13 protein-coding genes are annotated in these 20,720 nt (G+C 67.8%); 4 read left to right on the top strand and 9 right to left on the bottom strand.

Going from position 1 to position 20,720, the window contains the following annotated elements:
* Nucleotides 1-22 precede the first annotated feature (22 nt).
* Nucleotides 23-751, bottom strand: a complete 729-nt coding sequence (locus SB764_RS27205) for a FadR/GntR family transcriptional regulator (protein ID WP_065060883.1) — start codon at nucleotides 749-751, stop codon at nucleotides 23-25.
* Between the two features lie 234 nt (nucleotides 752-985).
* Between SB764_RS27205 and uxuA the strand changes: the two genes are divergently transcribed.
* Entirely contained in the window at nucleotides 986-2,026 is a 1,041-nt protein-coding gene (gene uxuA, locus SB764_RS27200) for a mannonate dehydratase (protein WP_181440975.1), read from the top strand.
* A gap of 74 nt (nucleotides 2,027-2,100) precedes the next feature.
* Nucleotides 2,101-3,411, top strand: coding sequence for an MFS transporter (locus SB764_RS27195; protein WP_321891330.1), 1,311 nt, complete (start codon nucleotides 2,101-2,103; stop codon nucleotides 3,409-3,411).
* A gap of 138 nt (nucleotides 3,412-3,549) precedes the next feature.
* Here SB764_RS27195 and SB764_RS27190 read toward each other — a convergent pair whose 3' ends face one another.
* Nucleotides 3,550-3,720, bottom strand: a complete 171-nt coding sequence (locus SB764_RS27190; RefSeq protein ID WP_156773776.1) for a hypothetical protein — start codon at nucleotides 3,718-3,720, stop codon at nucleotides 3,550-3,552.
* A gap of 16 nt (nucleotides 3,721-3,736) precedes the next feature.
* On the opposite strand from SB764_RS27190, the gene SB764_RS27185 reads away from it, so the two are divergent.
* Nucleotides 3,737-4,003, top strand: a complete 267-nt coding sequence (locus tag SB764_RS27185; protein WP_183039943.1) for a hypothetical protein — start codon at nucleotides 3,737-3,739, stop codon at nucleotides 4,001-4,003.
* Nucleotides 4,004-4,107: 104 nt separating this feature from the next.
* Complete coding sequence (locus SB764_RS27180; protein WP_410865654.1) at nucleotides 4,108-6,465, top strand: diguanylate cyclase domain-containing protein; 2,358 nt, start codon at nucleotides 4,108-4,110, stop codon at nucleotides 6,463-6,465.
* 85 nt (nucleotides 6,466-6,550) lie between these two features.
* Here SB764_RS27180 and SB764_RS27175 read toward each other — a convergent pair whose 3' ends face one another.
* The 7 genes from SB764_RS27175 to bcsD form a co-directional block, all read right to left on the bottom strand.
* Nucleotides 6,551-11,251 carry a cellulose synthase subunit BcsC-related outer membrane protein gene (locus SB764_RS27175; protein WP_410865652.1) on the bottom strand — a complete coding sequence of 1,567 codons (4,701 nt, stop codon included), beginning with the start codon at nucleotides 11,249-11,251 and terminating at the stop codon, nucleotides 6,551-6,553.
* A 59-nt stretch (nucleotides 11,252-11,310) separates the two neighbouring features.
* A complete protein-coding gene (bcsZ, locus tag SB764_RS27170) occupies nucleotides 11,311-12,516 on the bottom strand; it encodes a cellulose synthase complex periplasmic endoglucanase BcsZ (RefSeq protein WP_410865726.1) in 1,206 nt (401 codons plus the stop codon).
* A gap of 4 nt (nucleotides 12,517-12,520) precedes the next feature.
* Nucleotides 12,521-15,070 carry a cellulose biosynthesis cyclic di-GMP-binding regulatory protein BcsB gene (bcsB, locus tag SB764_RS27165; protein WP_258365478.1) on the bottom strand — a complete coding sequence of 850 codons (2,550 nt, stop codon included), beginning with the start codon at nucleotides 15,068-15,070 and terminating at the stop codon, nucleotides 12,521-12,523.
* Nucleotides 15,071-15,186: 116 nt separating this feature from the next.
* Nucleotides 15,187-17,403, bottom strand: coding sequence for a UDP-forming cellulose synthase catalytic subunit (bcsA, locus tag SB764_RS27160; RefSeq protein WP_110327222.1), 2,217 nt, complete (start codon nucleotides 17,401-17,403; stop codon nucleotides 15,187-15,189).
* Nucleotides 17,400-18,191, bottom strand: coding sequence for a cellulose biosynthesis protein BcsQ (gene bcsQ, locus SB764_RS27155; RefSeq protein WP_110327221.1), 792 nt, complete (start codon nucleotides 18,189-18,191; stop codon nucleotides 17,400-17,402). Before bcsQ ends, bcsA begins: the two co-directional genes overlap by 4 nt.
* Nucleotides 18,188-19,267 carry a cellulose biosynthesis protein BcsP gene (bcsP, locus tag SB764_RS27150; RefSeq protein ID WP_343664406.1) on the bottom strand — a complete coding sequence of 360 codons (1,080 nt, stop codon included), beginning with the start codon at nucleotides 19,265-19,267 and terminating at the stop codon, nucleotides 18,188-18,190. Before bcsP ends, bcsQ begins: the two co-directional genes overlap by 4 nt.
* A 191-nt stretch (nucleotides 19,268-19,458) precedes the next feature.
* Nucleotides 19,459-19,914, bottom strand: a complete 456-nt coding sequence (bcsD, locus tag SB764_RS27145) for a cellulose biosynthesis protein BcsD (RefSeq protein WP_065060892.1) — start codon at nucleotides 19,912-19,914, stop codon at nucleotides 19,459-19,461.
* Nucleotides 19,915-20,720 lie beyond the last annotated feature (806 nt).

Genomic DNA, 20,720 nt, shown 5'->3' with positions numbered 1-20,720 from the left:
GCGTTCCCTGCCCGATACCGCCTTAACGCCACGCCTGCGTAAACTCGCCAATCACCCGCGTCAGATGCGCCTGCATCGCCGCGCGCGCGCCGGCGGCATCGCGCGTCATGATCGCCGTGAAGATGCGCTGATGCTCCTCCTGCGACGCCGCGCGCAAGGCCGTGGTGTGAAAGTGCTCTTCGATCTTGCGCCATAGCGGATCGGCGCGCGAACTGTCCCACATCGCCGCCACCATGTGCCGAAGCACGGCATTGCCCGACGCCTCGGCGATCGCCAGATGGAAATCGCGGTCCGCCGCTTCGTTCGCGGCCTTGTCGTCCATGTTCTCGCGCATCGCGCGCAACGCGGCGAACAGCCGGTCGAGATCGGCGTCCTTGCGCTCGGTGGCGGCCAGCGCCGCGATCTCCGCTTCGATCAGCGCACGCGCGCGCAGCGTCTCGATCGGTCCGGGTCCGCGCGGCAATTCGAACGCCGCCGGCAGCGGCGCGACCTGCTCCGCCACGTAGATGCCCGAGCCCACGCGCACTTCCACCGCGCCGCGCACTTCCAGCGCGATGATCGCCTCGCGCACCTGCGTGCGGCTCACGCCGAAGCGTTCCGCCAGCGTGCGCTCGGAGGGCAGGCGCGCGCCGGGCCCGAAATCGCCCGCGGCAATGAGTTCGTAGATCTGTTTCGCCAGGCCGACATAGGACCGGTCGGCCGCTTCGGCGTCTGCCACGCGAGACGCGGGCGTGAGGGAGACGTCGGTCATCCAGTGTTCTCGAAAAACCGCTGGCCGCCCGTCGCGGCCACGCTGGCCGAAATGGTACACCACTTTGCACGGCCATCGGCTCGCGCGCCGGAATCTGCGACGGGGCGCGGCGTCGGCTGGCGCGCCGCAGTGGTAAACCACTATCCCGCCTCATTGGTTGACCAATTATATTTCTGGTGAACCAAGGCAGACGGACCACGCGTTCGCCGTCGCCGCATCCCGCAGGAGTCCGCTTTGAAAATGTCGTTCCGTTGGTATGGCGAGTCCGATCCGGTCCCGCTCCAGTACATCCGCCAGATTCCGGGCGTGACGCAGATCGTGTCGGCCATTTACGACGAGCCGGTCGGCGAGGTCTGGCCGCCGCACAAGATCGCCGCGCTCAAGGCGACGATCGAAGCCGCGGGCCTGCGTTTCGAGGTGGTCGAGTCGGTGCCCGTGCACGAGGACATCAAGCTCGGCAAACCCGGCCGCGACCGCCTGATCGCCAACTATCAGCAGACCATCCGCCATCTGGCTGCGGCCGGCGTGCAGGTGATCTGCTACAACTTCATGCCGGTGTTCGACTGGACCCGCACCGAACTGGCGAAGACGCTCGAAGACGGTTCGACCTGTCTCGCGTTCAGCACCGCGGAAGTGGAGCGCATCGATCCGAGCCAGGGCATTTCGCTGCCGGGCTGGGACGCGAGTTATCGCCCGGAGCAATTGCAGGCGCTGCTCGCGGACTATCGCGAGATCGACGAAGCGCGGCTGTGGGAGCACCTCGAATACTTTCTCAAGGCGATCGTGCCCGTGGCCGCCGAATGCGGCATCAAGATGGCGATCCATCCCGACGATCCGCCGCGCCCGATCTTCGGTCTGCCGCGCATCGTGAAGAATCGCGACGACCTCGCGCGCATCGTGAAGATCGTCGATCACCCGGCCAACGGCCTCACGCTCTGCTCCGGTTCGCTCGGCGCGGGCCCGCAGAACAACGTCGAAGCGCTGGTGCGCGAGTTCGGCGCGATGGGCCGCATTCACTTCGCGCACATCCGCAACGTGAAGATCACGCCCGAGGGCGATTTCGAGGAATCCGCGCATCTGTCGAGCTGCGGCTCGCTCGACATCGCGGCCATCGTGAAGGCGTATCACGACACCGGCTTCACGGGCTACGTGCGCCCCGACCACGGCCGCATGATCTGGGGCGAAACCGGCAAACCCGGCTACGGCCTCTACGATCGCGCGCTCGGCGCCGTGTATCTGAACGGGCTCTGGGAAGCGATGGACAAGGCGTCCTGACGCCGCACGAACAACAACGCCGCGCCCACGCAGGCGCGGCCGCCAGCCACGATCCAACGAAGCGGAGACCTTCGATGCCAAGAATCCGATGGGCGATGATCCTCATGTGTTTCCTCGCCAACGTCATCAACTTCGTCGATCGCGCCAATCTCGCGATCGCGGCGCCCAGCATCCGCACGGACCTCGGGCTCGACGCCGTCGGCATGGGCCTCGTGCTGAGCGCGTTTTTCTGGACCTACGCGTTCCTGCAATTGCCCGCGGGCTGGTTCATCGACAAGGTCGGCGTGCGGCTCGCGCTCGCCTTCGCGGTGGGCTGGTGGTCGGTGTTCACGGTGGCGACGGGCGCCGCACGCGGGCTCGCGCAGCTCGTCGGCATGCGCCTGATGCTGGGCGTGGGCGAAGCCGCCGCGATTCCGTCGTTTGCGAAGGTCGCGTTCAACTGGTTTCCGCGTCGCGAACGCGGGCTCGCAAGCAGCATCTTCGATAGCGGCTCGCGCGTGGGCTCGGCGCTGTCGCTGCCGTTCGTCGCGTGGCTGATCTCCGCCGTGGGCTGGCGCGGTTCATTCGCGGTCACGGGCGCGCTCGGCGTGGTCTGGGCGCTCGCGTGGTGGTTCATCTATCGCGACCCGGAGCGTTTTCGCGGCATCGCGCCCGCGCAGGTCGCCGCCTTGCTGGCCGAACGCGGCGTCCCCAACGCACCGGATGCATCGGACGCGCCGCGCGTGCGCTGGGTCGATCTGTTCCGCTACCGCACGGTGTGGGGCATGATGATCGGCCTGTTCTGCCTGAATTTCGCGATCTACTTCTTCATCACCTGGTTTCCGAGCTATCTGCTGCAATCGCGCGGTTTTTCGCTCGCGTCGCTGGGGACGCTCGGCATGCTGCCCGCGCTGCTCGCGATTCCCGGCGGCTGGCTCGGCGGCTGGGTCTCCGACACGCTGTTCAAACGCGGCTGGAGCGCCACGGCCGCGCGCAAGACCTGTCTCGTGGGCGGCATGATCGCGTCGTCGGCGATTGCGTTTTCGGCGCTCGTGCAGGACGTGTGGCTCTGTCTCGCGCTGTTCGCGCTGTCGTATGCGGCGCTGTCGTTCGCAGGCGCGAATGTCTGGACGCTCGTCGGCGAAGTCGCGCCCACGCCCGCGCATGTGGCCTCGCTCGGCGGCATCCAGAACTTCGCGGGCAATCTCGCGGGCATCTTCATCACCACGTTCACCGGCGTGATGCTGACGATCACCAGGGGCTCGTTCGTGGTGCCGCTCGTCGCGGCGGGCGTGCTGTGCCTCGTGGGCGCGCTGTCGTATCTCTTTCTGGTGGGCAAGGTCGAGCCGCTGCCGCCGCTCGCGCCGGCGCGCAACCGTCACGCGTTGAGCCGCGTGGCGCATTGAAGCGCGTCGCAGTCGTACGCGCCGACACACCTCGTTGCGCTCGCCTGTTTGCTTCGCGAGCGCAAGCCATCGTCCTATTTGTCTAAAGAATTCCCGCGCGATGCCGATATCCCATGCGGTTCGCCGTGCAAGCGCCGGTCAGAAAAGCGCGCGCGGCGTGGATTCCGCATGACGGTGGTGTGCATTGGACACAACAAAAAAACGGGTAATCGGGAGCTTGCTGTCGCTGGGGATATCGACGGGGACGTCGGCGGCATGCGCCATCAATACGCAGAGCGCGCTTTTCGCGCCCGCTGCGGCATCGGCCATTGCCACGCAAACTGACGTGGCTGACAAATTGGCGCCTGCCGCGCCGATCACGCCAATCACGCCAATCACGCCAATCCCGCCGCCAGCGCCGATCACGCCGACGCCCGGCCACTTCGCCTCGCTATCCGCCGACGGCGTGCGCCGCACGCTCGCCGCACTGGACACGCGCCCCGCCGCGCGGCCGCCCGACTATGGCATGCTCTGGACCGATACGATCGACGACGCCGACCGCCGCGCCGTCGCCGTGATCCACCGCACCACGATCGAACGCGCACCGCAATGATGTCGGCGGGCCACGCCGCCCGCGAGCTTTCCCTCACGTTCCATTAACGGGCGCCCGCTATACTGGGCGCCACATTCGTCTGACAAGTCGCCGGAGCGCGCGCCATGTGGTCATCCGTATTTCCCTCGCCGGTTGCACCCATCGAACGGAAGCGCTTCCATCTGCGCTCGCTTGAGCTTCAGCGGCCGCTCTCGTTCGTGACGATGGCGCTGTCGATCGGCACTTACGCGTTGTTCGCCGTCGCGCGGCTGCTGCTCGTCGATGTGCGCTATCCGTTCTGGGTCACCGTGCTCGCGGCCATCGGTCTCGTGCTGCTCGTGCTCGCGATTCCGCGCACGCGCACGACCGCCGAGTTCGGTTTCATCGGCGTGGCCTATGTGGTCATCATGCAGTGCGCGGCCAATACGCTCGTGCGCGGCACCGGCGCGCCGCTCGCGTGGATGCTGCCCGCCGTGGTGGCGATCACGCTGTGCGCCGCGCCGCTGTGGCTCACGCCGCGTCATTTCGTGGTCGGCAACGTGCTCTATTACATCGCGACGCTGCCGTTCGTGCTCACGCTCTCGCCCGAGCAACTCGCGATCTTCGGCGTCTGGGTGACGATCTCGCTGAGCACCGCCGTGGTGTTTCATTTCGGCTTCTATCACTTCCGCTTTCGTCACTTCCGGCTCGAAGAAGAACTGACGACGCTCGCGGCCACCGACCCGCTCACGGGCGTGCAGAACCGTCGCGCGTTTCTCGACGCGGCGGCGCAGACCATCGAGCAGCGCACGGCCGACAGCCCGCCCGTCGCCCTCCTCTTCGTCGACATCGACCAGTTCAAGTCGATCAACGATCAGTTCGGCCACGGCGCGGGCGACAAGGCGCTCATGAACGTCGCGCAGACGATCGTCGCGCTCGCGCCCGCCGGCACGCTGATCGCGCGCATCGGCGGCGAGGAGTTCGTCGCGCTGATGCCGGAACAGGCCGACTGCCCGATTGAACGCTTCGCAGAATCGCTACGTGCCGAGATCGCCCGCCTGCCGCGACCGGAAGGTTTCGTGACCGCGAGCATCGGCGTGGCGCGGCTCGCGCACGGCGACACCGTCGCCTCGCTGCTCGAACGCGCCGACGAAGCGCTGTTCCGCGCCAAGCAGGCCGGCCGCAATCAGGTCGCGTTCGAGCGCGGCGTGCTGCGCGTGCCGGTGCGCAACACCGCGAGCGACGCGCCCGCGCCGCTGCGCGCGCGCGACCTTGCGAGCCATGCGATGCCGCATCTGCGCTGGCGCAACGTCACGCTGGTCTCGCATTTTCAGCCGCTCTGGAGCCTGCCGCGCGAGCAGTTGATCGGCGTGGAAGCGCTGCTGCGCGGCGAGGACGACGACCATCAGCTGGTCGCGCCCATCGTGCTGTTCGGCGGCCTCACGCCCGACGAGCTGATGGCGCTCGACGTGCTCGCGCACCAATGCCATCTGCGCAGCGTCGGCGCGCAGTTGCCCGAGGGCGCGCGCCTGTTCCTGAACGTGCTGCCCTCCACCTTCGTGCGGCCCGGCTACGAACTGGAACTCGCGAGCCTCGTGCACGACGCGGGCCTCGACACCGGCGACATCGTGCTCGAACTGCTCGAAACCGACGACGCCGATCCGAACGAACTCTCGCTCGCCGCGAACCGCTATCGCGATTGCGGTTTCCTGATCGCCGTCGACGACTTCGGCGCGCGCTATTCGAACCTCGACCGCTTGCTGCGCATCCAGCCCGATCTTGTGAAGCTCGACGGCGAATTGATCCGCGCGCGCAACCGGCGCTCGGGCCGTCCGCTGCTGCGCGACCTCGTCACGCTGCTGCATCAGGCGGACATCGTCGTCGTGGTCGAAGGCGTGGAAACCACCGAAGAACTGGTGCTCGCCGTGGAAGCCAAGGTGGATATCGCGCAGGGTTATCTGCTCGGACGGCCGAGCGCGTCGCTCGCGCCCGGCGGCGCGGCGCCCACGCGTATCGATCATGCGTTCGACGTAGTCGCGCTCGCGCGCTCGACGCGCATGGGCCAGTTCGATTCGACGATCCGCCCGTATCTCGACGCGCTCACCGACGCGGGCAGGCAGGTCGAATCGGGCGTGCCGTATCCGGTTTCGCTGGCCGCGCTGCTCGCGCGTCCGCTGTGTCTGCGTGTGTTCGCGCTCGGTCCGACCGGCCGCGCGACGCTGTTCGAAGCGCGCGGTGCCGCCGATGCGCCGCCCGTCAATCATCTCTATGGCGACAAGCGCACGAGCGCGGTCGTGAGCGGACGCTGGGACCATCGCGCGTTCTTCTGGAAGGCCGTGCGCCAGCGCGGCAGCGCCGTCTACTCGGGGCCGATGCTGTCGCCGATCACGAGCAATCTGTGCATCATCGTGTCGATCGCGCTGCGTGTGAACGACATGCAGGTGCTGCTCGCCGTCGAACTCGACTGGGCCACGCCGGGTTTGCCGTGGCCCGAGGCGGCTTGAAGCGGCTTGAACGCGCGCTGAAATAAAACGGCCCGATGCGTGATGCGCATCGGGCCGTTATTCTGGAGCCGACGAACCGTCCGCGTCAGTCCGATGTCGCGAGGAACGGCGACGAGAACGCGCGCGGCGGGAACGGTTGCGAGCCCGACTGCGGCGAGAAGCTGTAGCGCAGATACACGGCGGCGAGCCACTCGCGATACTGATACGCGTTGCCGAGCGAAGCCATCGCGCCGACCGCGAGCTGCGGCCCGAGCTGATACTCGCCGCTCGCGTAGACCGAGTACGCGAAGCCGGTCTTGCTCTGCCCCGGATAGGTCGCGTTCGGGTCGAGCGTGGCGGCGGCGGAGCTCACGCTGTTCATGTTGCTACTGGCCGCGCCTTGCAGATTGGCATCGAGCGGGAAGTACGGCACCGCATCCTCGCGATAATGCTGCACGCCGATCGAGCCCTTCAGATCGAACGAGAACGGCCCGTTGCGGCCCGCGTATTCGACCGGCAGGTTCAGGATCACGTACTGCTGCGGACTGAAGTAGCCGCCCTGACCGTAGGTGTAGTACGACTGGTTCTTGTCGAACATCATCCACGTGGTGTTCACGCCCACCGTGAAGGTCTGGTCGGCGTCCTTGTAGACGCGCGTGTAGAAACCGCCGCCCGCCTTGCCGCCGACGTTGTCTTCCACATGGTGGCCGTTGTAGAACATGGCCTCGCCGTTCACGTAGAGGCCGTTCGTGCCGTCGTCCCACGACAGCGCGGCGCGGCCGCCCGATTTCATCACGCCGCCCCATTCGAGGTTCGCGCCCGCGTCGCGCGCGCCCGCGTAGGACAAGAGACTGTCGGTGACCGCGCGGCGCGTGATGGCGAGCGAGTACGAGACCTTGTCGGTGATGCCGCCGTCGTATTCCGCACCCGCCGTCACGTTCTGATAGCGGAAACCGACCGGCGTCGCGCCGATGTCGGCCTTCACCGACTTCGTTTCATAGCCGATCGAGAGACCCACGCCGCTCGCCGTCTGCGAGCCGAAGCCGGTGCTGCCGGCCTTGCTGCCGCTGAGGCCCGAGCCGAAGCGCGCGAGCGTCGGCAGGTCGGTGGCGGCCGTGCCGGCGTCGAGCGTCACGGGCGTCGCCGTCACGACGATATGCCCATTGCCCGCCTTGATGCGGCCTTCGATCGGCGCTTCGATATCGGTGAGATTCGAGAGGCCGTCCTCGCCCGTGCGGTTGCGGAAGATCACGCCGCCCGAGATCGTGCTCGACTGCTCGCGGTTGATCTGCGCGAGTTCGTCGGCGACACCAAGCGTCTGCGAATTCGCGATCTGTTGCGGCGTGGGCGTGGCATTCGCGGCAGCGGCGGCAGGCGGCGCATACGGCTGCGCGTAGCCCGCGGGCGGCTGCGGAATGTAGGCCGGCGCGGCGTATTGCTGCTGCGCGTACGGCGGTTGCGGCATGTAGCCGCCTTGCTGCGGGTAGCCTTGCTGCGGGTAGCCGCCCTGCGCGTACGGCTGCGGCGCGTAACCCTGTTGCGGATACGGCTGCTGCGGATACCCACCCTGCGCGTAACCCTGCTGCGGATACCCACCCTGCGGATACGGCTGCGCGTAGCCCTGCTGCTGGGCGTACGCGGCGCGGTTATTCGCCTGCTTGTTCTTCGACGTGCGCTTCGACGTACGCGACGACGGCACAGCGGGCTGCGCATAACCGCCTTGCGCGGCCTGAGCGGCGGGCGACATCGGCCAGGGCGTCGCGGCATACGGCTGCTGCGGATAACCCTGCGGATACGCCTGCTGCTGCGGATAGCCGCCCTGCGGATACGCCTGCTGCTGCGGATAGCCACCCTGCGGATACCCGCCCGGCGCGTATTGCGCATACGGCTGCAACGGCTGCGCCGTCGCGGGGCCGCCCGACGCGCTGGAGCCGGACGTATCCGGCCCATAGCCGTCCGTCGATCCGGCGGGCGCCTGGTAGCCCGAGGTGGAGCCGGCGGGCGGCGCCACATAAGGTGCAACATACGGCGCGGGCTGCGCCGGAGGCAGGGAAATAGGCACGGTCGGTACAGGAGACGAAAGTTTGGACCACGACGGCGAACTCGGCGCGGGCGTCGCAAAAGCGCTCGCGCCGCTCGTCGCGCCCGCCGTGTTCGCGTCGCTGGCGGCATCGACCGCCGTCTTGCCCTCGAAGGGATTGGTGCCCGGCAGCGGATTCGCGCCCAGCGGACGGCTGAGCGCTTCCCAGCCGCGCGGCACGTTGGCGGCGCGTCCGGTCGCGGCCGGCCGCGCGCCGACAGGCGTCGTGCTCGCGACGAGCGACTGCTTGAGATACTGCGCGGCGAGCGTGAGCTTGCCCTGCGCGCGATACATGCGGCCCACGGCGGCCAGCGTTTCGGGATCGTCGGGCGCGCTGCGCAAGGCCGTATCGGCGAGTTGCCCGGCGTAGTGCCAGGACTTCGCGCCCGCCGCCGCGTAGAGCGCCGCCAGTTGCAGGCCGTGATCGTCGGGGCGGCGCGCCAGCGCGATGCGATAGCACTTGAGCGCGTTGGCCGGATCGCCCGCCGACGAATAGAGCCGCGCGAGCGACGCCTGCAAGTCGGGGTTGTCGGGCATCGCCGCGAGCCACGGCGCGATCACCGAATACGCACCGGCGAGATCGCCGCTCGTGCGCACGGCGTCCGCGCGGCGCACCACGATCGCGAGATTGAGGTTGTCGAAGTCGGTGCGCTGGTCGGGCGTGAGCTGCATCGTCTGCAGGCGCTGCATGACCTGGCCGAGCATCTCGTCCTGATGGCTCGCGAGCAGAATGCCCGCGTACTGCAGTTGCAGGCCCGCATCGCCGGGCGCCGCCGACATCGCGCCTTGCACGAGCCACAGCGCGCGGTCGGGCGCGCCCGCGGCGACGTAACCGCCCGCCAGTTCGCCGATCAGCGCCGGATTCGCCTGCGCGACCGGTTCCGCGCCGCTCAGCAGCGCGAGCGCCTGCTGACGCTGCCCGCGCTTCGCCATCTGCGTCGCGAGATCGACTTGCTGACCGAGCCACAGCCGATGCTGCAACTCGGCCATCGCCGTCGTGCGCTTGTCGGCGGGAATGCGGTCGAGCATCTGCAGGCCGTTGCCGTAGTCGCGCGTCTGCTCGGCGAGCAGCGCGCTCGCATAGAGCGCGTCGACCATGTCGGGATGCGCGGCGATCAAGCCGTCCATCATGCTGCGCGCGGTGCCCACCGCGCCCTGGCGCACGTAGATGCGCGCGAGGTCGAGACGCAGCCACGGATCGTCAGGATTGCTGACGAGCGCGCTTTCGAACAGGCTGCGCGCGCGGCCCAGATCGCCCTGCGCTTCGGCGGCGCGCGCCTGGGCCGCTTCGGCCGTGCCGCGCAGACGGTCGAGACCGCCCGCCTTGCTCTGCTGTTCGGTCGTGAGCTGGTTCGCGAACTGCAGCGCTTCGTCGCCGCGCCCTTGCGCCGCGAGCGCGCCGACGAGCCCGCGAATCGCGTCGGGGTTGTCGGCCTGACGGCGCAGCGCCATGCGATACGCCTGCTCCGCGCCCTGCGGATCGTGATTGGCCAGCAGCAGCTCGCCGAGCATCACCTGGGCCGTCACATCCGAAGGATTGAGCGCGATCGCGCGCTCGAACAGCGACTTCGCTTTCGCAACTTCGCCGTTGCTCTGCGCGCCCAGCGCCTCGCTGGTGTAGGTCCAGTACGAGGCGCTTGCGAGCGCCTCGCGCCAGCGCGCCGGATTGCCCGCGCGCGACGCGCGTTCGAGGTAGTTGCGCGCCTCGGGAAAGTGTTCCTGCTTCAGTTCGACCACGCCCATGCCGCCGAGCGCGTCGGCGTCGTTGGGCGAGTTCGCGAGAATCGCCGAAAAACGTGCGCGCGCCGTCGCCAGATCGTTGCGGTCGAGCGCGGCGAAACCGTCGGCGACCGCGCGGCCGCGCGCATCGTTCGCCTGATCCTGAGCGGCGCGCTCGCGCGTGGCCTGATCCTGCACGACCATGCTTTCGTAGCGCGCCTTCACGGCGGGATCGTCGGGCGAGAGCTTCAGATAGGCGTCGAAACTCGGCTGATCCGAGGGCCGCGCCGCGAGCCACAACAGCGCCTGACGCCAGCTCTGACGCGCCTGCGGCCCGACCTTGCTGTCGTTGGCGAGCACCTGCAGACGCGCGATGCCGTCGCGGCGCGTGGTGTCGCGATACGTGAGGTGCTGCGCGTAGGCGAGCGCATAGCGCGGATCGTCGGGATTGTCGCGCGCGAGCTGGTCGAGGCCCTTGCGCGCCTCGTCCCAGCCGTTGGGCGTGGCCGCGAGCGCCTGGTAATACTCGAGCCGCAGTTGCGGCGTGGCGGGCACGCCGTTGAGCGCCTTCTGATACTGCTCGACCGCCGACGCGCTCTTGCCCATCTGCGCGAGACGCCGCGCGTCGTTCACGGTCTGGTCGCGCGGGCTCGATTGCCCAAGGCGGCGGCCCAGATCGTCGATGCCGGGATAGTTCGGCGCGACCTGGCGCAGTTGTTCGAGATAGGACTCGGCGCGGCCGCCGTCCTTGCGGTCGGCCATCACCATGCCCATGCCGAGCAGCGCATCGGGCTGTTTCGCGTCGAGGCGCAGCACCTTTTCCCACGCCTGCTCCGCGAGGTCGCCGCGGCCATGCGCCTGCCAGTACTTGCCCTGATCGATGAGCGCCTTGAGCGCGTCGTCGGCGGCGTGCGCGAGCGGCGCGTGCGAGAACGCAACCACGCCCGCCAGCGCGAGCGTGAGCGCCAAAGCGCCGAACGGCTTGCGCGGGGTGGGCTTCTTCTGCATCGGTTCTGTCGTTTTACTTGTCTTCAGCAACGCGCCGCGTGAGCGGATCGAGCGCGGGGTCATCGGCATGCGCCCTCCCACGCGGGCACGAGCCGCCCGTTCGCGTCGAAGCGATAGCGGCCTTCCACCGCGCCCGCGCCGAACAGGCCGAGCACGCGGTCGTAGTACACCGGTTCGCGGCCCGGCGTCGCGCCGTCGAGCGCGGCAAGACGCGAGCGGGCGAGCGCGAGGCTTTTCGTGTCGCCGAGCGCCGCGAAATACGGCGCGAGCGCGCCCCAGTAGCTGAGCGGCCCTTCGCCGCTGCCGGCGCCCGTTGCGGCCGCCACCTTCTCGGGCGGCACGCCGGTTTGCGCGACGCGATCGGCCATGCCGCGCACGGCGTTCAGCCAGGGCTTCGCGAGCGGGTCGGCGGCATTCGCGAGACCGGCCCAGAGATAGACGCGGATGGCGTCGTAGCTGCCGACGTCGCCCGTTTTCGGATCGACGACGAACTGCCCCGCGTGCCACGCCGCCCAGTCGGGCGCGAAGCCGCGCGGCGCGGTGCCGGAAACGAGCTTGTAGCCGTTCTGCGCGAGCGCGCTCCACGGGCCGCCCTTGAGCGCGCTCGCGAGACCGCGCAGCACGGGCAGCGGCGAATAGCTCGGATTCAGGCGCGTGACGTCGCCGTTGACGAAACCTTGCGGCCCCGGCAGCAGCATCGGGCCGAGGCCCGCGAAATCGCTCACTTCGCGTTTGGCGATCTGCGCCGCGAGCGCGGTGCCGAGCGCCGTGTATTCGGGCGCGCGCCACAGGCGTCCCGCTTCGAGCAGGTCGTAGGCGATCCACACGTCGGAATCGGAAGCCGGATTCGGATCGATCACGCCCCAGCTGCCGTCCGGTTTATGGCCCCACTGCCACGCGGGCAGACGCACGTTGTCGGCGTCGAACTGGCCGCCCGCGAGATTGGCGCGCAACCAGCCGAGCATGCGGTCGAAGCCCGCGCGGTCGTTGGCGACGAGCGCGAAGAACATGCCGTAGGACTGGCCTTCCGAGGTGGTCTGCTGGACCGGCGTGGTGGCGTCGAGCACGCGTCCGTCGGCTTGCACCGTGCGCGTCATGAAGGCGCGATACGCCGGCCAGTCGCCGCACGCCGGCGCCGGGGCAGACTGCGCGCGGGCCGCGCCCGCCGCCGTGGCGCACAACAGCAGCGCGACGGCCAGCGCCGACGCCGCCAGCGGCGAACGCGCGCGGCGCGCGGTGCCTCGTGGGCTCGGTTGGGTCGGCATCATGTCAGTCCTTGAGGCGGCGCGCGGCGATGCCGCGCAGCACGCGATAGAACAGCGCCGCGATCACGATCGCCGCGAGCACGCCCGCGAGCAGCAGCAACAGCGGATGCGACGACAGCACCCAGCGCGCGTATTCGAGCGGCGAGAGCTTGCCGACGTAGTAGGTGTCGCCGTTCGACGTCACCGTGACCGAGCGGCCGTGCACGACGGCCATCGCGCCCTGAAGCTGCGGCAGCACGTCGGCGTCGAGCAGCGCCGAGGTCATGTCGGCTTCCGACTCGCCCGGCGAGCTGATCAACGCGACCACGCTGCGGCCCGACTTGAGCGGCGATTCGAAACCCGCGATCAGCGCGCTGCCGCCGTTGCTCACGAGCGAGAGGTCGGCGCGCGCGGGCGTGCGTTCCGCACCGTGCGAGCCGTGCCACCAGTCCTCGACCTTGAAGCCGATGTCCGAGAGCGTGAAGGTGCTGGTGTCGCCATCGCTCGAAAACGGCATCGACTTCGCCCAGCGTTGCAGCAGCGGCTGACGGCCGGGGCCGCCGAGCAGCAGCAGGTCTTTATCGGCGAGACGGTCGATGTCGCCGGGACCGGCCACCGTCACGCCCGTGACCGGATAACCCGTCGACTCGCCCATGCGGCCCATCGCCAGCAGGAACAGGCTGTAGTCGCCCGAGGTGGGATCGTCGGGCAGGATCGCGGCCGTCTGCGAGAGGTCGGCCATGCGCGTGAACGGGAAGCCGCTGTTCGCGAACGCGGCCAGATCGGGCAGCGCCATGTAGTGCGGGAATGACGACAGGTCGATGGTCGAATCGGGATCGATCGAGCCTTCCACGTTCGGCATCAGGCGGCCCGAGCATTCGCCCGTGTTCGGGATGTCGTAGAAGTAATGCAGGCGCAGTTGCGAGCGCGGCGTGAGCAGCAGCGGCGGCACGTAGACGATGCGGCGCGTCACGCCCGTGGTGTAAGCCTGCGCGCCGAAGCGGCCGAGGAAATGGCCGAGGCTGAAGCGCGACGGATCGACGGCCGGAATTTCCAGCGCCTGCACGAAGCTGTTGTTGACGCTGATGTTCAGCGACGAGCGGTCCGGACGCGGACGCACCGTGTAGCGATAACGCAGGTCGAGCGGCGCGCCCTTCGTGTTCCACATGAACATGTCGGGCGGCACGTGCAGATTGATCGCGATCGCACCGGCGTCGTAGCCGGTCACGGACAGCGCGCGCTCGTCGGCCAGTTCGCCGAAGCGCACCGGACGATTCGACGGCAGCCAGTTCGGCGCGTCGTACGGCGTGCGCGGCTTGAGCGTCACCAGTTGGCCGATCGTCACGCTGGTGCCGGAGAGCGTGTTCTGGCCGAGCGCGAGCGCGCTGGCCGCGGTCTTCAGTTCCTCGCCGTTGCGGCCGAGCACGAGCAGCAGTTCGCCGCGCGCGGGCGCGGCGCGTTCGGCCACCGCGATGGTCGGGCCGCTGATGGCGGGCAGCGTCACGCCGTCGAGATGCGAGTCGGCGAGCGCGAACACCACCGCGTTGCCCGAGAGCGGCGCGTTGCCCACTTGCGCCGGGAAGACCGCGCCGCGATAACCCGCCAGCGAGCCGAACCACGAAGCCAGCGTGCCCGCGGCTTCGAGCGTGGCCGCGTCGGGCTTCGCCGCGAACACCATCGGCAATTCGAGCCGGCGCACGTCGCGGCGGTCGAAGAACGGCTGCGGCAGCGCGCCCAGATCGGGCTTCGTCGGCAGCGAGGCGTAGGTCAGATCGAGCGAACTCGCGTTGCTGACCGTGGCCCAGAGCGCGGAATTCGCGGGATCTTCGCAGCTGCGCGTGTAATGGCCGATCAGCTGCACGTTCAGGTGATTGAACTCGGTGATGAAGCGCGGATCGAGCGGCACGTCGCGCGCGACGGTGGTGCCGCCCTGCGATTGCGGCACCGGCAGCGTCGCGGCCACTTCGCCGTTGATCAGCACCTTGAGCTGCGAAAGCTCGGGCAGCAACGCGGGCGAATAGCTGTAGATCAGATGCAGCGTGGCGCCGGTCACGACTTCGTCGTTACGCACCGAGAACGGCACGCCGTTCTGGCCGTCGGTGCCGCGCAGTTGCAGCGGATCGAGCGCGCCGAGGTCGGCGAACGTGAGCGTCTGGCGACGGCCGCCGGGCACCAGCGTGCCGGGATTCGCGGTCGTCGGCGGACGCATGCCCAGCAGCTTCTGCTGCTCGGGCGGCAGCGGCGGCGACGGCAAGGCGAACGCGGGCTGCGCGCCCGCTTGCGGATCGAAAGTCTGCGCGGGACCGGGCGGCGGCGCGGAACCGACCGAGGTCGCGCCGTCGGCGGCGCTGTGGTTCGCGCCCGGCAGCGGCGGCGGTGCGTCGCTCGGCGTGGAGGATTTCGCGGCGGCGTTCGTGGCGTTCGCTGCGTTCGTGGCATTCGCCGCGGTATTGGCCGATGCCGCCATCGCCATCGGCGCGAACGTCATGAACGGCGCGGCGCACAGCTGCACGACGAGACCGCAGACGAGCGCGCGCGCGAGGCGCGGCAAACGCTGCGCGCCGGTTGCCGACATCGCGTCGAAGTCCTGCGCGCGCTGTGCATCGATGCGAGGCGCCGCGAGACGCGCGCTCCCCTGCTCGCCCGAACGCGCGTGCGGGCGTGACAAACCGCTCCCTTTCTTCATGTGTCTTAGCTGTCTTGTTGTCCGGTCCGCTTGCCGCCGCGCTTTCCCCAGGCGCGCAAGTCCGCGTATAGATGCTGGAAGAGGCCGCCGATACCGCCGAGGCCCGCTCCGAGCACGTTCGAGAGCGCGCGCAGCGGGGCGTCGGCCTGACGGCCCTCGGCCCAGCCGGTCCACGCATCGGCGCGCGAAAAGGTCGTCTTCACGAAATCGAATTCCTGCGCCTTCGTCATTTCGAGGAACTGCAGGCCGGCGCGCCCCGGCGCCGAAAAACTCACGGTCGCGCGAAACGCGTATTCCTCGTCGCCGCGAAACAGCGACACCGTCACCGTTTCATGCAGCGGAATCGCAATGTTCTGCGGCAGCGCCACGCCCACGCCGCCCTCGGAGTAATCGAGCGTCTCGCACGCGAGCGTGCGGCCCGTGCCGAAACGCAGCATCACCGGCATCTTCATGGCCACGCGGTGCACCGCGCGCACCTGCTTGTGCTCGTTGGCGGCGGCCACGCTCGCGCCGAGAATCAGCATGTTGTAGGCCGTCCACGCGAGGTTCAGCAGCGTCGTGTTGACCACGCTCTTCACGTGCCAGTACGCGTGGATATGCCAGAGCCCGACCAGGAAGCCGATCAGGTTCAGCATCAGCAGAATCAGGTACGGGCGCGAGATCGCCCAGTCGAAATAGTTCTCGGCGATCTTGCCGCCCTTCGCCGTCACGTTGAACTTGCCGAGCTTCGGGTTGATCAGCGCGAGCAGCGTGGGCGCGGTGATGTACGACGCGAGCACCGACTCGTAGACCTCCGCCCAGAACGAATGGCGGAACTGGCTCTGCATGCGCGAGTTCGTGACGTTCGCATGGAACATGTGCGGCAGCGCGAACAGCGCGATGGTCGCCGCCGACGCCTGGATCACGTGCGCGCCGAAGAACAGGAACGAGAGCGGCGCGGTGAGGAACACGAGACGCGGGATGCCGTAGAAGAAGTGCATCATCGCGTTCAGATAGCACAGGCGCTGGCCGAACGAGAGGCCCTTGCCCATCAGCGGATTGTCGACGCGGAAAATCTGCGTCATGCCGCGCGCCCAGCGAATGCGCTGGCCGATGTGGCCCGAGAGGCTTTCGGTCGCGAGACCGGCGGCCTGCGGAATCGCCAGATACGCCGTGGTGTAGCCGAGCCGATGCAGCTTGAGCGCGGTATGCGCGTCCTCGGTCACGGTTTCCACGGCAATGCCGCCGATCTCTTCGACCATCGAGCGGCGCAGCAGCGCGCACGAGCCGCAGAAGAACGTGGCGTTCCAGAGATCGTTGCCGTCCTGCACGAGGCCGTAGAACAGCTCGCCTTCGTTCGGCACCTTGCGGAACGTGCCGAGATTGCGTTCGAACGGATCGGCGGAAAAGAAGTGGTGCGGCGTTTGCAGCATCGACAGCTTCTTGTCGCGCAGAAACCAGCCGAGGCAGACCTGCAGAAACGAGCGCGTGGGAATGTGGTCGCAGTCGAAGATCGCGAAGTATTCGCCGTCGGTGATCTTGAGCGCTTCGTTGATGTTGCCCGCCTTGGCGTGGCGGTTGTGCGCGCGGATCGTCCAGTTCACGCCCACTTCTTCGCAGAAGGCCTTGAAGTCGGGACGGCGGCCGTCGTCGAGCACGTGGATCGAAAGCTTGTCGGACGGATAGTCGAGCGCGAGCGCCGCGTAGATCGTGGGCTTCACGACCGAGAGCGGTTCGTTGTAGGTCGGAATGAAGATGTCGACGGTCGGCCAGTCGGCGCGCGAGGCGGGCAGCGGCACCGGCTTGCGCTTGAGCGGCCAGGCAGTCTGGAAGTAGCCGAGCATCAGCACGAGCGCGGCGTAGACTTCGGCGGATACCAGCAGCAGGCCCCAGACGGCGTCGAGCGGACGCGTCCAGTACGTGGTTTCCGTGAGACGCCAGTACATGTAGCGGCCCGAGGCGATCACGGAGAGCATGATCATCACGAGCGTGGCGTAATGACCCGCGAAACGCCGGAAGAACAGCGCGCAGACGAAGCAGCAGATCGCGAAGATCAGTTGCTCGCGGTCAGGCAGCGGCACCGTGAAGACGAAAAACAGCGCGCACAGCGAGAACACCGTGAGGAGCGCCATCACCGGCAGGCTGCCCCAGAAGCGCGCGTCGGCGAAACGTTCGAGGCGCGACGTGCCCTTGCCGCCGTCTTCCTGCGCGCCCGCGTCGGGACCCGACTCGATCGTGCTCATGCCACGCTCCTGCGCGACGGCGCGCGATCCGACTCCAGCGCGTTCAACAGCCATGCGCCGAACGCGCGCATGTCGGCGGCGGCCTGGCACAGCGGGTCGTAGCGCACGACCGTGGTGTTGCAGGCGAGCGATTCGCTCACGCCTTCGTCGTCGTGCACGACGCCCGGAAACATGTGGTCGCCGAGCATGTCGCGCAGCACGCGCAACACGTCCTTGTTGAGCTGGCGCGACTGATCGACCTGATTCACCACGTAGCCCTCGCCGCGAAACTCGGGGCGCGGCGCGGCGTAGGCGTCGATCATGCGTTGCATCTGCGGGATCGCGGCGTACGACGCGGCGTCCGCGAGCACGACGTTGACCGCGAAATGCGCGGCGGTGAGCGCGGCGCGCGTGTACGCGGACGAGCCCGGCGGCGTGTCGATCACGACGATGTCCGGTTCGTCGAGGCGCAGCGACTCCAGACCGCGCAGCAGCCATTGCGGGTTTTCGTCGAGATGGCGCTCGAACAGATGCTGTTCTTCTTCGATCAGCGCGCCGAACGCGAGCACCACCACGCCGTCGCTGCCGTCGACCATCGCGCTCTGCCAGGGCGCGCCCGTGAGCGCCGCGCGCGACAGGCCGTCGACGCTGTCGAGCGGCACGCCGAAATACAGGCGCAGCGAGTTCTGCGGGTCGAGATCCACCGCCACCACATGGCGGCCCTGCGCCGCGAGCACCGAGGCGAGATTCGCCGCGACGGTCGTCTTGCCGACGCCGCCTTTCGCCGACACCACACTCACCACTTTCATGGCCCGCTCACTCCCTTGAGAAACCACGGACGGCGCGGCGCGGCTTCACTGCTGCCATCACGGTTGCCGGTGTTGCTGTTTTTACCGATATTGCCGACGTTGCCGCCCCGCAGCCGGTCGAACAGATGGTTCAGGCGTGCGGGCGCGGCGGCGGGCGCCGGTGCGTGCGGACGCGCGCCACCCTCGCCCGCACCCACGCGGCCGAAGAGTTTCTTCAGCGGCGTGGCGTCGACGGCGGTGGTCGCATCGATCGCATCGATCGCACCCCGCGCGGCGAGAGCACGCGGCGTGCCTGAGACGCGCGCGGCATCGGCTTGAATGGCGGGCATGGCGGGCGACGGGTTGAGCATTGGCGCTGCGGCTTGCACCGGCGCGGGCTTTTGCATCGACGCGAAAGCCGGCGCGCCCGCTGCGCCCAGCGCCGACGCCGGTTGCGCAAAGCGCGGCGCGAGCGGAGGCAAAGCGCGCACCGCTTCCGTCGACGCTTCGTTCGCTGCCGCATTCGCCGCCGCATTCGTTGCGCTTACGTTCGTTGCGCTTACATCAGACGTATTCGCGGCGGACCCAGACGGCGTCACGTCGCCGGTCGCGGGAATCGCGAAAGCGAGCGGCGCGGCATCGGCTTGCGCATCGGCGGCCGATACAGTTTGCGAGTTCGGGTCGGCTTTCGCATCGCCTTTCGCTTCGCCTTTCGCTTCGTCCTGTGCACCGCGCAAGGCGGGCGTCGGCGAAAAACGGAATGCGCTGCTCGTGGGCGCAGCGGGCTTTTCCTTGCGGATGACCGGCGGCACGTCGCGGCGCGGCGAGCGCGTGAACAGCGGCGCCGACTGGCGCAGCGTCGCCTGGGTGTCGTCGCGCTGGGCGCGCGGCAACTTCACGCGCAGTTCGGGCGCCTGCGGTGCGCCGGGCTTCGCTTCCGCCGCCGACAGATCGACCTCACGCGGATCGATCATGCCGAGCAACGGCCAGCGGCCGCGCGCATCGCGAGCCTCGTTTTCCATACGGATTTCCCGATAACTGCTCGCGTCTCCGCCGAACCGGTCGAAGAGCGCTTTGACATCGCGCGAGGTGCTCATGAGACGACTCACTGGCCGTGGCCAAAATCAAGGACTGACAAAACGGTACGAGCTCATTGCACAAGCTCGGTAAAAGCTGCCGATCACAACCGGCAACCCGAAACGCGCGCCGCACGTTCATCGCGCGGCGACGCGCGCCGGAGCAACGCGCGGGCGACAGGTGTCTATAACGGCACGCGCGGCGCCCGACTTCAGGCTGTTGCGCGCGCGAGACGGAATTCGACGACGAAACCTTCGTCGGGCACGTCCGCCTGCGCCACCACCAGTTCGGCCGCGCCCATGGCGTCGAGCCAGGCCTGGTAGCAGCCTTGCAGGAAGGCGGGCGTCCAGGCGAGCGCCGCGCCGCCGAACGCCGCGAGCGGCGCGCCGTAATGGATGATGCGCAGGTAGTCGCCTTCGTCGGCGAGTTCCACGTAGCCCCACTGAATGCCCGACCAGTGCGCATTCAACGCATCGGCGAGGTCGTCGGTGGACTCGCACGGCGGCAACGCATGGCTTTCGGCGAAACGCGCGCCGACGCGGAACATCAGTTGACGCAGTTCGTCAGGGCTCAGCTGGGACTCGAATTCCGCGGCGAGGGCCCGCAACAGGCCGCGCCACTGGGGGGAAAGATGTTGCTCAAGCAGAAAATCGACGACGGTCGGCATGGGCAGGCTGGTCCAGTTCAGGTCGGAAACGCAAAGGTTTTGCACACTTCGCAACACGGCGTTCGTGGCTCGCACGTGACGTGCCACAGGCCCCCGCCTGACTACCGCGCGCATTGAAAGCTATTTGAAATATCGAGCGCAGTCTGATAAGCAATCGCAACATTTCAGACTAAGCCTTGAAATGTTTCATACAAAATCAGCACCGCCTTCTCGGAAGCCGAAGTATAACGCACGCATATATTGTTAATCCGACGATATTTCTGCCAAACGCTTGATAGCTCCCCTTTTAGAGACAGCCGGCGTTACCGATTCTTTCATCCGACTGTCACTTTTTTGTAATACGAAAATGCCGCACGATCGTTCGCCGGAACGGCTGTCGGACGGGCGTGTGGCGCGGATCCGGAGTGCGGCATCGCGCCGCGCCGCCGGACCATTCGCCGCTCGCGGAATGCTCTTATGTGAGCACGATTCATCTCGATGGCGGGAATAGTGGCGCGTAATGACGAATCGTTATTCATCTCGTCGAATAATTCGCGACGGACAGACGGTATTCAAAACGAATGAGAACGCCGCCCGCATGCCGTCTCGCGCAGAAAGATTGCGTAAGAGGCAGACGATAGATTGAGTAAGAAGCAGTCTCGATAAGTCAGGGAACCGCTTTTTTGCGATGCAGGACGCATTTTGAGACGACTTCGTCGCGTGCGCGTCTTGCCCGCCGGTCTTAATGCATCGACGCCCCGCATTTGGGATTTTATTTATTGAAAAAAGGAAAGTCCGCACTGAATTGGCGCGTAAAGTCCAGCGAT

Origin of the sequence: Paraburkholderia sp. SIMBA_027 (genome assembly GCF_046535315.1) — a bacterium.
Taxonomy (GTDB): Bacteria; Pseudomonadota; Gammaproteobacteria; order Burkholderiales; family Burkholderiaceae; genus Paraburkholderia; species Paraburkholderia tropica.
This window is presented reverse-complemented; position numbering and strand designations above follow the sequence as displayed.